Source organism: Yersinia rohdei ATCC 43380, from assembly GCF_000173775.1.
Classification (GTDB): Bacteria; Pseudomonadota; Gammaproteobacteria; order Enterobacterales; family Enterobacteriaceae; genus Yersinia; species Yersinia rohdei.
Genome location: NZ_ACCD01000001.1, coordinates 470794 through 485470 on the forward strand (window position 1 = coordinate 470794; position 14677 = coordinate 485470).

Below are 14677 nucleotides of genomic sequence, written 5' to 3' on the forward strand. Positions count from 1 at the left end.
TTGTTGCAAACTTAGTAAGAGGAATGCGGAATACATCTCAAATAAGCGACATTTTATTTATGGGGGAAGGTGTTCTAACTTGAGCGGGAGGAAATGACGTACCAAATAAAAACGGTGCCGTTAAAGGCACCGTTTCGTATCAGCGTTATATCTTTTTTTACTTGAAGCAACAGCTACGAGCACGTTGGATATACATAATAACGCGGTAAGCTGTAAACAACTTAGCCGTAGATATTAGCGCGATCACGCAATTCTTTACCTGGCTTAAAGTGTGGAACGTACTTACCTTCCAACTCAACTTTAGTACCAGTCTTTGGATTACGGCCAACACGCGGAGCACGGTAGTGAAGAGAAAAACTGCCAAATCCTCGGATTTCAATGCGTTCACCTTCAGCTAGTGTTCCAGCCATATGTTCAAGCATTTCTTTCACTGCATCCTCAACGGCCTTCGGCGATACATGAGATTGCTGGCCAGCAAGTCTTTCAATAAGTTCAGACTTGGTCATATTACCTCCAAGCTTTGCAGCTAAACTACCGTATAGGGGCGGACAAACCGCCCCCCGTTATTACTCGCCTTTTGCAGCTTTGAAAGCTTCTGCCATTGCGCTAGAGAAGTTGCCTTCTTCTGGCTTGTTGTTAACAGTTGCAATAGCATCTTTCTCATCAGCTTCGTCTTTAGCACGAACAGACAGGCTGATTACGCGGTTCTTACGGTCAACGCCAGTATACTTGGCTTCAACTTCATCACCAACGTTCAGAACCAGAGTTGCATCTTCAACGCGGTCGCGAGTTGCTTCGGAAGCACGCAGATAACCTTCTACGCCGCCTGCCAATTCAACTGTAGCACCTTTAGCGTCAACAGCAGTTACTTTACCAGTAACAATAGCACCTTTCTTGTTAACAGACAGGTAGTTATTGAATGGATCTTCTGCTAATTGTTTCACGCCCAGGGAGATACGCTCACGTTCTGCGTCAACTTGCAGAACCACAGCTGCGATTTCGTCGCCTTTCTTGTATTCACGAACTGCTTCTTCGCCTGCAACGTTCCAGGAGATGTCAGACAGGTGAACCAGGCCGTCGATGCCGCCGTCCAAGCCGATGAAGATACCGAAGTCAGTGATAGACTTGATTTTACCTTCAACGCGGTCGTTTTTGTTGTGGGTTTCTGCAAACAGCTGCCATGGGTTAGATTTGCACTGTTTCAGGCCCAGAGAAATACGACGACGTTCTTCATCGATGTCCAGAACCATAACTTCCACTACGTCGCCAACGTTAACAACTTTAGACGGGTGAATGTTTTTATTGGTCCAATCCATTTCTGAAACGTGTACCAGACCTTCAACGCCTTCTTCGATTTCTACGAAGCAGCCGTAATCAGTCAGGTTAGTTACACGGCCAGTCAGCTTGGTGCTTTCTGGGTAACGTTTAGCGATAGCAACCCATGGATCTTCGCCCAGCTGTTTCAAGCCAAGAGATACACGAGTACGTTCGCGGTCGAATTTCAGAACTTTAACAGTGATTTCGTCGCCCACATTGACAATTTCGCTTGGGTGTTTAACACGTTTCCAAGCCATGTCAGTAATGTGCAGCAAGCCATCAACGCCACCCAGATCAACGAATGCACCGTAGTCAGTCAGGTTCTTAACGATACCCTTAACTTCCATGCCTTCTTGCAGGTTTTCCAGCAATTGATCACGCTCAGCGCTGTTCTCGGATTCGATAACTGCACGACGAGAAACAACGACGTTGTTGCGTTTCTGATCCAGCTTGATGACTTTGAACTCAAGCTCTTTGCCTTCCAGATGCAGAGTATCGCGAACTGGACGCACATCAACCAGTGAACCAGGTAAGAACGCACGGATGCCGTTCAGTTCGACTGTAAAGCCGCCCTTCACTTTGCCGTTGATCACACCAGTAACGGTTGCAGCTTCTTCGTAAGCTTTTTCCAGCATCAGCCATGCTTCATGACGCTTAGCTTTCTCACGGGACAGCAGAGTTTCACCGAAGCCGTCTTCAACAGCGTCCAGAGCAACGTCAACTTCGTCACCAACTTGAATTTCCAGTTCACCTTGCGCGTTCTTGAACTGTTCTGCTGGAATTGCTGACTCAGATTTCAGACCGGCGTCAACCAGTACGATATCTTTATCGATAGAAACAACAACACCACGGACGATAGAGCCCGGACGTGTTTCAATTGTTTTCAGGGATTCTTCAAAGAGTTGAGCAAAAGATTCTGTCATGTTAATAATCTTCAGGATTCTTAAGTTTAACGTCCATCTAGCATCCCGCCGGATGGGGTTGTTTCACATGCCTCGCCACACATCCTTGCAGCAAGGTTAAAGTGCTCACCAAAAAATAATTTTATTTAAAAAATCAATCGTTGAGAGCTCAGAACTGACCGCATTGTCGTTATTTTTTTAACGGCAACGCTAGAATTCGTTGGGCATAAGCCAGCGCCTGTTCGATCACCTGCTCGATGGACATACTGGTTGAATCCAGTACCAACGCATCTGCAGCAGGGACTAAAGGTGCAATAGCCCGATTACGATCGCGATCGTCTCGCTCCTGTATCTCGGACAAAAGACGTTCAAAGTTAACATTAAACCCCTTTTTCTGCAACTGTAGCATACGTCTGTGTGCTCGTTCTTGCGAGCTGGCATCAAGAAATATTTTCACCGGGGCATCAGGAAAGACCACAGTTCCCATGTCGCGGCCATCAGCAATCAGGCCAGGAGCTTCACGAAATGCTCGCTGTCGGCGTAATAATGCTTCACGCACTCGCGGAAAAGCGGCCGCCTGAGATGCGGTGTTGCCCACAGTTTCGGTGCGGATTTCATTACTGACATCCTCACCTTCTAAAATCACTTTTAACTGCCCATTCTGTGAGACAAAACGAACATCGAGATGCGCTGCAAGTGGAACCAATGCCTCTTCGCTGCTGATATCAACCTGATGATGCAGTGCCGCTAAAGCTAAAACACGGTAAATCGCACCAGAATCTAGCAAACGCCAGTCCAACGATTCAGCCAGTGCTTTACAAAGCGTCCCTTTACCTGCACCACTTGGTCCATCAACGGTTATCACCGGGACTGACGCCGCCATTTATCTCTCCTTTCGGTAGGCAAAACCTCTTGTCTACCCGGCAGGGTAAACACAGGAGCAGTATTATACGCTGCATCGATGCGAACTGTTACCCTGGTGCTGTCTAGTTGCTGAAAATAAAACCATAAGCTTTAGCAAAGTGTAGAAGAGATGGGATAGATAGACAGAAAAATATTTATTTTTAATTGATTCAGTCGTCAAAACTGCATTGTTAACACCCGTTTGAATCCCTCTGTCAGCACTTTTGATAACATAAAAAATGGGCGCCGATTGGCACCCATTAGTCTGATAAATCATAGGGCCGATTATGCCCTTTGGCTCAAACGGGCCAGTTGTTCGAAATAATCAGGGAAAGTTTTCGCGGTACATTTAGGGTCAAGAATAGTTACCGGGGTATCGGATAATGCCACTAGGGAGAAGCACATTGCCATGCGGTGGTCATTATATGTCTCTATTTCTGCAGCAATTAACTGCGCCGGTGGCACCACACGAATAAAGTCCTGCCCTTCTTCAACTTCTGCACCGACTTTTCTCAGTTCAGTGGCCATCGCGGATAAACGGTCTGTTTCTTTAACTCGCCAGTTATAAATATTGCGGATAACAGTCGGGCCATCGGCGAATAATGCCGCCGTTGCGATGGTCATCGCGGCATCAGGAATGTGGTTCATATCCATATCAATGCCATGCAACTCGCCACGGCTGCATTCGATATAGTCATCACCCCATGTCACTTTTGCGCCCATTTTTTCCAGTACATCGGCAAATTTCGTATCACCTTGCACACTCTTTTTACCAATGCCGGTAACGCGCACGGTGCCGCCCTTAATAGCCGCTGCGGCCAGGAAATAAGAGGCTGAGGATGCATCACCTTCAACCAGATAGGTTCCCGGTGTACGATAAGTTTGACCACCTTTAATCTGGAAAACGTGATAGTTATCATGCACGACATCAATGCCAAAAGCCTTCATCATGTGCAGCGTGATGTCGATATAAGGTTTAGAAACCAGCTCACCTTGGATCTGGATTTCAGTATCTTGTTCAGCCAGCGGAGCGGCCATCAGTAATGCAGTCAGAAATTGGCTGGAAACACTGCCATCTACGGTCAGTTTACCGCCACTAAAACCACCCCGTAAGCGCAATGGCGGGTAATTTTCTTGTTCCAAATAATCAATCTGCGCCCCACCTTGACGTAATGCATCAACTAAATGACCAATTGGGCGCTCTTTCATACGCGGCTCACCGGTCAGTACGATATCGCTGTTCCCCAAACACAATGCTGCCGCCAATGGGCGCATGGCTGTTCCCGCATTACCTAAAAACAGTTCCAACGGCTGCGAGGCAACCAGTTTGCCGCCAAGGCCGTCAACCTCACAACGGGTACGATCAGCAGAAAGACGAAATTTCACCCCCAATGCTTCGAGCGCATTGAGCATATGGCGGATGTCATCACTGTCTAATAAGTTGTTTAGCTGGGTAGTCCCCTCAGCCAGCGCGGCCAGAAGAAGTGCACGGTTAGAAACGCTTTTAGAGCCAGGTAAATTAACGGTGCCATTAATCAGGGCAATAGGTTGTAAAGTCAGGGATTCCAGCATGGGAAAAGCACTCTCCAGTCTTTTATAAGCAACAGCCCCGCACAGGACGGGGCTGCTATTATAACGAATAAATAATTGATAATTACTTTTAAATCATGGTGATAATCAAATCAGATAATTTAATATCCACCACAGGAATCAACCATGACGCTGTTCAAAGTCAGCCATAAAATCGGTTAATGCTTTAACGCCTTCAAGTGGCATAGCATTATAAATAGAGGCCCGCATTCCTCCGGCAACCCGATGACCTTTTAGGGCTTGTAATCCTTGGGCTTCGGCTTCACTCAAGAATAATTTGTCCAGAGAAGGGTCAATCATTTGGAATGGCACATTCATCCGAGAGCGGTTAGCGGCAGCAACCTGATTGCGATAGAAGCCAGTGCGGTCAATTGCACCATATAATAATTCGGCTTTCGCTTGATTCCGTTTTGCCATTGCTTCCAAACCGCCCTGTTCTTTCAACCACTTAAATACCAGACCAGAGAGATACCAAGCGAAAGTTGGCGGCGTATTGAACATAGAGTCGTTTTCTGCCAGCACCTTATAATCAAGAATAGAAGGCAGTTCAGTGCGAGCTTTGCCTAGCAAATCTTCGCGCACAATAACCAGAGTTAATCCGGCTGGGCCGATATTTTTCTGGGCACCGGCATAAATAACGCCATAGCGGCTAACATCAATCGGACGGGAAAGAATAGATGAAGAGTAATCAGCAACCACCACTTTGTCGCCAAAGTCAGGTTCTTCATCAATAGCCAGCCCATCAATGGTTTCATTTGGGCAATAATGAACATAGGCGGCATTATCGCTCAACTGCCATTGTTTCATTGGCTGAATACCTGTCACACCATTATCGTGAGTCGTTACATCAATGACATTGGGAGTGCAATATTTCTGTGCTTCTTTGACGGCACTGTGCGCCCAATAGCCACCATCAATATAATCAGCACTGCTGCTGTCGCCGAGTAAATTCATTGGTACTGCGGCAAACTGTGCGCGTGCGCCACCGTGGCAAAATAACACTTTATAATTGGCCGGGATCTGCATCAGATCGCGCAGATCTTTTTCTGCATCTTCAGCAACCTGCATAAATTCTTTGCTGCGGTGACTGATTTCCATGACCGACGTACCCAGACCATGCCAGTTACGTAATTCTTGTTCTGCGCGACGTAAGACTTCAACCGGTAGCATTGCTGGACCAGCACTAAAATTATAAACCTGTGTCATTTCCCCTCACCACACTCTACTGAGATTGCCCGCGTTTATACTCAAAGTCATTAGTATTGCAGGTAGACGGTGAGCGAACACATCCCGATAAGCTTACATAGATAAGTTATTCGAGTAAGTGAGAGCCGCCGACACCACTGCAACATCAAGTACGAAGGGTATAATCCATCACTTGGTTTTATCATCCGAGTCCGCCTGCTGCAACGGTTATTCGCAGCCAAGGGAGAAACTGTTAATCTTCGCCACAGCAGGCTATGTGTAGTTTTGCCATTAATTTGAAGTTATTCACTGATAACAACCCCAAGATTGCGCTACGGCACGATAGATAACTTATATTTCCCGTTGATGGCGTAATGCTTCAACCCAGTGGTGATGACCACAGCGTTGGCAAGTAGCTGTTGAGCCACGACTCATTATAAGTATCAGGCTACATTGGCTACAGGCATATTCACCCGTTTTATCTATAATACTCATCGGTTTAATACAGCAGGCAGGCAACACTGGCAGACCAGGTTTAACCTGTTCTTTAGTAAAGAAAAAGACGCTGATTGCGCCGTTGACCTCCAGAATAGCTAACCGTACTTGGCCAAGATGCTCGACCCCTTGCTGGCGTAGTTCCATAAAGAACTCATCGTGGGTGATATTTTCCCGCTGCATGGTTTCCCAAACAAAAATGCCATTACTGATAATAATCAACGGCTTCCCTTCCATCCATTGTTGTATTTTTTCACTACGCGACATTAGATAAGTGGATAGACGGTACAAGACCATAATGCTGGTGAATACCATTACTACCGGCAACATCGGCACATCTTCATAAAAAGTAACATCACCAGCCGCCGACCCCAGAGTCAAAATAATAACCACTTCAAATAGTGACATCTGCCGCACTCCCCGACGGCCACTTAATTTAAGAAATAAAAAGACCAATACAAACGTAAATAAGCACCGGAGACCCACCTCGGCTAAGAATTCGACGGGAAACTTATCCAATGCCATCCGGCTGAAATCGAAAGTTTTCATTTGTCATTGCCCTAAAATCTACAGTTTTCCTGCAAGCCAGAAAGGATGAGAAACCCTAGAATCTCTCCACATTAAAGGTAGCTGGCTGAAGGTATTTGCGTTTTTATTTCAGATTACAGGCAAAAATGCATGCGGAGGCCGAAGCCTCCGCGAGAGTGACGGGATCAATACTGATGGAATAGCTGTTGGATTTCTTGTGGTTTTTGCGTCTGAGTTAATGCCAACTGCAACAATACTCGGGCTTTTTGTGGATTGAGCGAGCCGGAAGCAACAAACCCATATTTGCTGTCCTCAACTTCCGCATCTTCCGTGGTCGGGCCGGTCGGCACACGGGATGACCGCACCACAGCAACACCATTATGGGCGGCGGTTGCCAGCGTATCAAACACCGTATGATAAAGGTTTCCATTACCCACCCCGGCGCTGACAATCCCTTGATAACCATCAGCAATCAACGCCTTAGCTGGCAAATCAGACGCATTGGCGTAGTTATAAATAATGCCAACTTTCGGTAATGTATTCAGCTTGCTGATATCAAAAGCAGGCTGTCTTGGCGCGGGTTGGTGCAGATAATTGACCTTACCGTCATAAATGTACCCCAGCGGGCCAGTATTGGGTGATTGGAAGGTTTGCACCGAGGTGGTATTGGTTTTCATGACATCGCGCCCCGCCAGCACTTGGTCATTCATGGCAACCAGCACACCGCGTTTGGCCGAGTTAGCATCACTGGCGACCACCACCGCATTGTAAAGATTCAGCGGGCCATCCGCGCCTAAGGCCGTTGCCGGGCGCATCGCCCCAACCATCACCACCGGCTTATCGCAATTGACGGTTAAATCGAGAAAATAGGCAGTTTCTTCTAATGTATCAGTGCCATGTGTAATGACGAATCCGTCGGTTTTGGCACAATCAGCATTGATTTTATTCGCCAATTTAAGCCAAACTTCATCATTCATATCCTGAGAGCCGATATTGACGACTTGCTCACCTTGAATATTGGCGAGTTTTTTCATTTCCGGCACCGCATTAACCAAGGCATCGACCCCGAGCTTGCCGGCAGTATAGTTAGATTTGGTGGCTGAATCACCGCCACCGGCAATAGTCCCCCCGGTTGCCAACAAGGTTATATTGGGCAGTGCAAAGGCCGAACCGCTGATCCCTGCTAAGATTCCGGCTAAGACAGTTAGCTTTATAGACTTCATATAATGACTCCATTATTTATAAGCTAGTGAATTATCCGGAATATCCACACCAAAACTGTGACATTTACTGCGCTTTAGGAATTCATGGAGCTATTAACCAAAACCCCGTATGATTGCGCGTTTTTAGTACCGCCAAAAAGTGAAGACAATGACCCAAACTTTTATTCCCGGCAAAGACGCCGCGCTGGAAGACTCTATTTCCAGCTTTCAGCAAAAACTGAGTGACCTCGGTTTTAATATTGAAGAAGCCTCTTGGCTGAATCCGGTTCCTCACGTTTGGTCGGTACATATCCGCGACCGAGACTGCCCGCTGTGCTTTACCAACGGCAAAGGTGCCAGCAAAAAAGCGGCACTGGCTTCGGCCTTGGGTGAATATTTCGAGCGCTTATCAACTAACTATTTCTTTGCTGATTTCTATCTGGGCAAGGCCATTGCGGAAGGTGATTTCGTTCATTATCCGAACGAAAAGTGGTTCCCTATCCCTGAGGATGATTTGCTGCCGGAAGGCATTCTGGATGAGCGTTTGCTGGCATTTTACGATCCAGAACAGGAATTGGTTGCCAGTGATCTGGTGGATTTACAGTCTGGCAATGCCAGCCGCGGCATCTGTTCGCTGCCCTTTACCCGCCAGTCAGATTTAGAAACCGTCTATATTCCTATGAATATTATCGGCAATCTGTATGTTTCAAACGGTATGTCTGCCGGGAATACCGCCAACGAAGCTCGCGTGCAGGCGTTGTCTGAAGTCTTTGAACGCTCAGTAAAAAATCGCATTATTGCGGAATCGATCAGCTTGCCGGAAATCCCAACCGAAGTGCTAAATCGTTATCCGGGCGTGGTGGAAGCGATTGCTAAACTGGAAGAAGAAGGTTTCCCAATACTGTCTTATGATGCTTCTTTAGGTGGCGCTTACCCGGTTATTTGTGTGGTGCTGTTTAACCCATCCAATGGCACTTGTTTTGCCTCGTTTGGTGCGCACCCTGACTTTGGTGTTGCCCTTGAACGTACGGTGACCGAGTTATTACAAGGCCGTAGCCTGAAAGATCTGGATGTCTTTACCGCCCCTACCTTTGATGACGAAGAAGTGGCTGAACATACTAATCTGGAAACACACTTTATCGATTCAAGCGGTCTTATCAGCTGGGATATGTTTAAAGAAGATGCCGACTATCCGTTTGTCGACTGGAGCTTTAAAGGCACGACAGAAGAAGAATTTGCAACCTTGATGGCTATTTTCAAGCAACAAGATGCCGAAGTATATATCGCCGATTATGAACATTTAGGGGTTTATGCTTGCCGAATTCTGGTGCCGGGGATGTCAGATATCTATCCTGCCGAAGACCTGTTAATGGCAAACAACACCATGGGTGTACATCTGCGTGATACCTTGCTGGCGCTACCTGACAGCGATTGGCAACCAGAGCAGTATTTGGAACTTATCCAAACCTTGGATGATGAAGGCCTGGATGATTTCGCGCGCGTGCGCGAGTTGCTGGGTATCGCCTCTGGCAAGGACAACGGCTGGTATACCCTGCGAGTGGGTGAGCTGAAATCCATGCTGGCGCTCGCCGGTGGTGACCTGGAGCAAGCTCTGTTGTGGGTTGAATGGACACAAGATTTCAACTCGTCAGTCTTTACGGCGAAACAGGCAAATTATTACCGCTGCCTGCAAACCCTGCTGCTGTTGACCCAAGAGCCTGAGCGCTCACCTGCCCAATATTATTCTGCTTTTGTCAAAATGTATGGTCAGGATGCGGTTGATGAAGCTTCTGCTGCTATCAGTGGTGAGGCGCGCTTCAATGGCCTGTTCAGTGTTGATGACTCTCTAAAGGCTCTACCAGCACATCAAGCGCTGTTGGGGGCTTATGCCAAATTGCAGGCGGCCAAACGCCGTTATTGGGCGCAAGGCGAATAAGTTGCTCTCCCCCTGCTTATAACTCGGTTATTTGTGGGGGCTGCCATCAGTCAGTAAAAAGCGGCAAAAGTCGCTTTTTACTTTTTAGCCTTAACTTTTCGATGCTTCTCGCCATGTTATTTGCTGCACTTCTTCCTAATAAAAATAAACACCCAGCACCCACGCCAACAATTGTTTTTGTCATAAAAAAACGTTATTTTCTGACGCCATTACGGATTAAAGACGGCTTCTTTAAACAAAGGTTATTTGCCAATTAGATAATTTATGCCAAGAGGTAAATGAACAGTTAATTTTTAATAACGATGGATAATATAAATAGCTACAAATGCCCCTTTTGGTTAACCTTCTCAGCGGTCTCAAAATAGCGAAATCAAAATTTTTTATAAATCTTAAAATATTTTTTTATTTTAAAAATCAAATAATTAACCTCATTAGGCACACATTTTGTAGTGCTTTGAAGCAAACTAAACTCCCGTAATATGATCCATGTCAATTTTCACGCTATACTGCTTTGCTAGTATCTCGCTGTGCTTTATTAACCCTTAAGAGAGAGTTAGTGTGAAAGCTGACAACCCCTTCGATGCATTATTACCTGCGGCAATGGCTAAAGTAGCCGAAGATGCCGGTGTCTATAAAGCCACCAAGCATCCGCTAAAAACTTTTTATTTAGCGATTACTGCTGGTGTGTTTATTTCAATTGCGTTTGTTTTTTATATTACTGCTACTACCGGTACTGCTGGCGTGCCTTTCGGCTTTGCCAAATTGGTAGGTGGTATTTGTTTCTCCCTGGGGCTAATGTTAGTAGTGGTATGTGGCGGTGACCTGTTCACTTCTACCGTACTCACAACTGTTGCCAAAGCCAGTGGCCGTATTACTTGGCGCCAACTGGGATGCAACTGGGTTAATGTCTATATTGGAAACCTGGTTGGCGCGCTATTTTTTGTGTGCCTTATTTGGTTTGCGGGTCAATATACCGTGGCAAATGGTCAATGGGGTTTGAATGTTTTACAAACCGCCAGCCATAAATTGCACCATACTTTTATTGAAGCAGTGTGTTTAGGTATTTTGGCTAACCTGATGGTCTGCCTGGCGGTTTGGATGAGTTACTCCGGCCGTACCATAATGGACAAAATGTTCGCGATGATTTTACCGGTGGGAATGTTTGTTGCCAGCGGGTTTGAACATAGCATCGCCAATATGTTTATGATCCCTATGGGTATTGTGATTAAAAACTTCGCCTCCCCTGAGTTTTGGCAATCCATAGGTGCAGCACCTGAGCAATTTGCTCAATTAACCGTAAGTAACTTTATTATTGATAACCTGATCCCAGTCACTATCGGCAACATCATTGGTGGCGGATTATTGGTAGGTTTGACTTACTGGGTAATTTATCTGCGCGGTGACCAGCAGCACTAAGTGTGGCCGCACACGGTTTTCGAAGAAATTAACATTAAAAGGTAGATGCATTATGACCGAACTTAATGAAAAATTGGCCAAAGCATGGCAAGGTTTTACCCAAGGTGATTGGCAGAACGAAGTAAACGTTCGTGACTTCATCCAGAAAAACTACACGCCTTATGAAGGCGATGAGTCCTTCCTTGCCGGCTCTACCGAAGCAACCGACAAGTTGTGGGCGCAAGTTATGGAAGGTATCAAACTGGAAAACCGCACCCATGCGCCAGTTGATTTCGATACCGACGTAGCGGCAACCATCACTTCTCATGATGCTGGCTATATCAATAAAGATCTGGAAGCCATCGTTGGCTTGCAAACTGAAAAACCATTGAAACGCGCCCTGATTCCATTCGGCGGCATCAAAATGGTTGAAAACTCTTGCAAAGTTTACGGTCGCGAGCTGGATCCGCAACTGAAAAAAGTCTTCACCGAATACCGTAAAACCCATAACCAGGGCGTATTCGATGTTTACACCAAAGACATTCTGAACTGCCGTAAGTCAGGTATCCTGACCGGTTTGCCAGATGCTTATGGCCGTGGCCGTATCATCGGTGACTATCGTCGTGTTGCCGTTTACGGTATCGACTTCCTGATGAAAGATAAACTGGCTCAGTTCAATTCTTTGCAGGATGATCTCGAAAACGGTAAAGACCTGGAAATGACTATCCAGCTGCGCGAAGAAATTGCTGAACAGCATCGTGCTCTGGCTCAAATCAAAGAAATGGCAGCTAAATACGGCTGCGATATTTCTGGCCCGGCAACCAATGCCCGTGAAGCAGTACAGTGGACTTACTTCGGCTACCTGGCCGCAGTTAAATCTCAGAACGGTGCTGCAATGTCCTTCGGTCGCGTGTCTACCTTCTTGGACGTGTACATTGAACGCGACATGAAAGCAGGCAAACTGACTGAAATCGAAGCGCAAGAGCTGATTGACCATTTGGTTATGAAACTGCGTATGGTTCGCTTCCTGCGTACCCCTGAATACGATGAGCTGTTCTCTGGTGACCCAATCTGGGCAACTGAGTCTCTGGCTGGTATGGGTGTTGACGGCCGTACTCTGGTAACTAAAACCAGTTTCCGCTTCCTGAACACGCTGTACACCATGGGGCCATCTCCAGAGCCGAACATGACTATTCTGTGGTCTGAAAAACTGCCACTGAACTTCAAGAAATATGCAGCTAAAGTGTCTATCGACACCTCATCTGTACAGTATGAAAACGATGATTTGATGCGCCCTGACTTCAACAACGATGACTATGCCATCGCATGTTGTGTTAGCCCGATGATCGTCGGTAAACAAATGCAGTTCTTCGGTGCCCGTGCCAACCTGGCGAAAACCATGTTGTATGCAATCAACGGCGGCGTTGATGAAAAACTGAAAATTCAGGTAGGCCCGAAAGAAGCCCCAATGATGGACGAAGTGCTGGACTATGACAAAGTCATGGAACGCATGGACCACTTTATGGATTGGCTGGCTAAGCAATATGTGACCTCGCTGAACATCATCCACTACATGCATGACAAGTACAGCTACGAAGCTGCGCTGATGGCTCTGCATGACCGTGATGTGTATCGCACCATGGCTTGTGGTATCGCGGGTCTGTCTGTTGCTGCTGACTCCCTGTCTGCTATCAAGTACGCGAAAGTAAGCACCATTCGTGACGAAGATGGCCTGGCTGTTGACTTCAACATTGAAGGTGAATATCCACAGTTCGGTAACAACGATTCACGCGTTGATGATATCGCCTGTGACTTGGTTGAGCGCTTTATGAAGAAAATTCAGAAGCTGCGTACCTATCGCAATGCGGTACCAACTCAATCCGTACTGACCATTACCTCTAACGTGGTTTATGGTAAGAAAACCGGTAACACCCCAGATGGTCGTCGTGCTGGCGCACCATTCGGCCCAGGTGCTAACCCAATGCACGGCCGTGATCAGAAAGGTGCAGTTGCCTCTCTGACCTCCGTTGCTAAACTGCCGTTTGCTTATGCGAAAGATGGTATTTCTTATACCTTCTCTATCGTGCCAAACGCACTGGGTAAAGACGACGAAGTTCGTAAAGCTAACCTGGCAGGCCTGATGGATGGTTACTTCCATCACGAAGCGTCCATCGAAGGTGGTCAACATCTGAACGTGAACGTAATGAACCGTGAAATGCTGTTAGACGCGATGGAAAACCCGGAAAAATATCCGCAATTGACTATCCGTGTATCTGGTTACGCAGTTCGTTTCAACTCGCTGACTAAAGAACAACAGCAGGATGTAATTACTCGTACCTTTACACAGTCGATATAATTCCCTGCCGCAGTAAAATGGCATAAACTTAAAGGCTCCACTTTAGTGGGGCCTTTATTCATCCAGCGTTGGAGAAATCCTGCTATGTCAGTACTTGGTCGTATTCACTCATTCGAATCCTGTGGCACCGTTGACGGCCCTGGCATCCGATTTATCGTATTCTTCCAGGGCTGCTTGATGCGTTGCCTGTATTGCCATAACCGTGATACCTGGGACACCCACGGCGGTAAAGAAGTTACCGTTGAAGAATTAGTCAAAGAAGCCGTTACTTATCGTCACTTTATGAATGCCTCTGGCGGTGGTGTAACTGCCTCAGGTGGTGAAGCTATCTTGCAGGCCGAGTTTGTACGCGATTGGTTCCGCGCCTGTCATAAAGAAGGCATTCACACTTGTCTGGATACCAATGGCTTTGTGCGCCGTTATGATCCGGTCATTGATGAATTATTGGATGCCACTGATCTCGTCATGCTGGATTTAAAGCAAATGGATGACAGCGTGCACCAGAATCTGGTGGGAGTATCTAATCACCGAACTCTGGAATTTGCCCGCTATCTGGCAAAACGTAACCAGAAAACCTGGATCCGCTATGTCGTCGTACCGGGTTGGTCGGATGATGATAAATCAGCCCATATGTTGGGTGAATTTACCCAAAACATGACTAATGTCGAGAAAATCGAATTGCTGCCTTACCATGAGCTTGGTAAGCACAAATGGGTGGCGATGGGCGAAGAATACAAACTGGATGGGGTAAAACCACCTACCACGGAGATTATGGACCGTGTCAAAGGTATTCTGGAAAGTTATGGCCACAAAGTAATCTACTGATTATCGGCCATCAATTAACAGGCAATCACACTGCGCCATAAAG

11 protein-coding genes are annotated in these 14677 nt (G+C 46.7%); 4 read left to right on the forward strand and 7 right to left on the reverse strand.

What is annotated here, in order from left to right:
- Positions 1-221 precede the first annotated feature (221 nt).
- The 7 genes from ihfB to ansB all read right to left on the reverse strand — a co-directional run bounded on the left by ihfB (position 222) and on the right by ansB (position 8143).
- Positions 222-506 carry an integration host factor subunit beta gene (ihfB, locus tag YROHD0001_RS0117255; protein WP_032816011.1) on the reverse strand — a complete coding sequence of 95 codons (285 nt, stop codon included), beginning with the start codon at positions 504-506 and terminating at the stop codon, positions 222-224.
- 60 nt (positions 507-566) lie between these two features.
- Positions 567-2240 (reverse strand): 30S ribosomal protein S1, encoded by a 1674-nt coding sequence (rpsA, locus tag YROHD0001_RS15070; protein ID WP_004391091.1) that lies wholly within the window; start codon positions 2238-2240, stop codon positions 567-569.
- A 169-nt stretch (positions 2241-2409) separates the two neighbouring features.
- The gene (gene cmk / locus YROHD0001_RS15065) at positions 2410-3102 is read right to left on the reverse strand and encodes a (d)CMP kinase (RefSeq protein WP_004713326.1); all 693 of its coding nucleotides are present in this window, start codon (positions 3100-3102) and stop codon (positions 2410-2412) included.
- Positions 3103-3407: 305 nt separating this feature from the next.
- Complete coding sequence (aroA, locus tag YROHD0001_RS15060) at positions 3408-4694, reverse strand: 3-phosphoshikimate 1-carboxyvinyltransferase (RefSeq protein WP_004713328.1); 1287 nt, start codon at positions 4692-4694, stop codon at positions 3408-3410.
- Between the two features lie 138 nt (positions 4695-4832).
- Positions 4833-5918, reverse strand: a complete 1086-nt coding sequence (gene serC, locus YROHD0001_RS15055; protein WP_004713329.1) for a 3-phosphoserine/phosphohydroxythreonine transaminase — start codon at positions 5916-5918, stop codon at positions 4833-4835.
- Positions 5919-6248: 330 nt separating this feature from the next.
- On the reverse strand, positions 6249-6941 hold the full coding sequence (locus tag YROHD0001_RS15050; protein WP_004713330.1) for a DUF421 domain-containing protein: 693 nt from the start codon (positions 6939-6941) through the stop codon (positions 6249-6251).
- A 164-nt stretch (positions 6942-7105) separates the two neighbouring features.
- On the reverse strand, positions 7106-8143 hold the full coding sequence (gene ansB, locus YROHD0001_RS15045) for an L-asparaginase 2 (protein ID WP_004713331.1): 1038 nt from the start codon (positions 8141-8143) through the stop codon (positions 7106-7108).
- A gap of 148 nt (positions 8144-8291) precedes the next feature.
- On the opposite strand from ansB, the gene ycaO reads away from it, so the two are divergent.
- The 4 genes from ycaO (at position 8292) to pflA (ending at position 14634) form a co-directional block, all read left to right on the forward strand.
- Positions 8292-10058 carry a 30S ribosomal protein S12 methylthiotransferase accessory factor YcaO gene (ycaO, locus tag YROHD0001_RS15040; protein WP_004713333.1) on the forward strand — a complete coding sequence of 589 codons (1767 nt, stop codon included), beginning with the start codon at positions 8292-8294 and terminating at the stop codon, positions 10056-10058.
- 558 nt (positions 10059-10616) lie between these two features.
- Positions 10617-11474, forward strand: coding sequence for a formate transporter FocA (gene focA / locus YROHD0001_RS15035; protein WP_004713335.1), 858 nt, complete (start codon positions 10617-10619; stop codon positions 11472-11474).
- Between the two features lie 52 nt (positions 11475-11526).
- Positions 11527-13809, forward strand: a complete 2283-nt coding sequence (pflB, locus tag YROHD0001_RS15030; protein WP_004713336.1) for a formate C-acetyltransferase — start codon at positions 11527-11529, stop codon at positions 13807-13809.
- An 84-nt stretch (positions 13810-13893) separates the two neighbouring features.
- On the forward strand, positions 13894-14634 hold the full coding sequence (gene pflA, locus YROHD0001_RS15025) for a pyruvate formate lyase 1-activating protein (RefSeq protein ID WP_004713337.1): 741 nt from the start codon (positions 13894-13896) through the stop codon (positions 14632-14634).
- The last annotated feature ends 43 nt before the right edge of the window (positions 14635-14677 follow it).

Coding starts and splice junctions, on each gene's coding strand:
- ihfB (WP_032816011.1), bottom strand. CDS start 506: ATGACCAAGTCTGAACTTATTGAAAGACTTGCTGGCCAGCAATCTCAT.
- aroA (WP_004713328.1), bottom strand. CDS start 4,694: ATGCTGGAATCCCTGACTTTACAACCTATTGCCCTGATTAATGGCACC.
- pflB (WP_004713336.1), top strand. CDS start 11,527: ATGACCGAACTTAATGAAAAATTGGCCAAAGCATGGCAAGGTTTTACC.
- ansB (WP_004713331.1), bottom strand. CDS start 8,143: ATGAAGTCTATAAAGCTAACTGTCTTAGCCGGAATCTTAGCAGGGATC.
- serC (WP_004713329.1), bottom strand. CDS start 5,918: ATGACACAGGTTTATAATTTTAGTGCTGGTCCAGCAATGCTACCGGTT.
- cmk (WP_004713326.1), bottom strand. CDS start 3,102: ATGGCGGCGTCAGTCCCGGTGATAACCGTTGATGGACCAAGTGGTGCA.
- pflA (WP_004713337.1), top strand. CDS start 13,894: ATGTCAGTACTTGGTCGTATTCACTCATTCGAATCCTGTGGCACCGTT.
- YROHD0001_RS15050 (WP_004713330.1), bottom strand. CDS start 6,941: ATGAAAACTTTCGATTTCAGCCGGATGGCATTGGATAAGTTTCCCGTC.
- rpsA (WP_004391091.1), bottom strand. CDS start 2,240: ATGACAGAATCTTTTGCTCAACTCTTTGAAGAATCCCTGAAAACAATT.
- ycaO (WP_004713333.1), top strand. CDS start 8,292: ATGACCCAAACTTTTATTCCCGGCAAAGACGCCGCGCTGGAAGACTCT.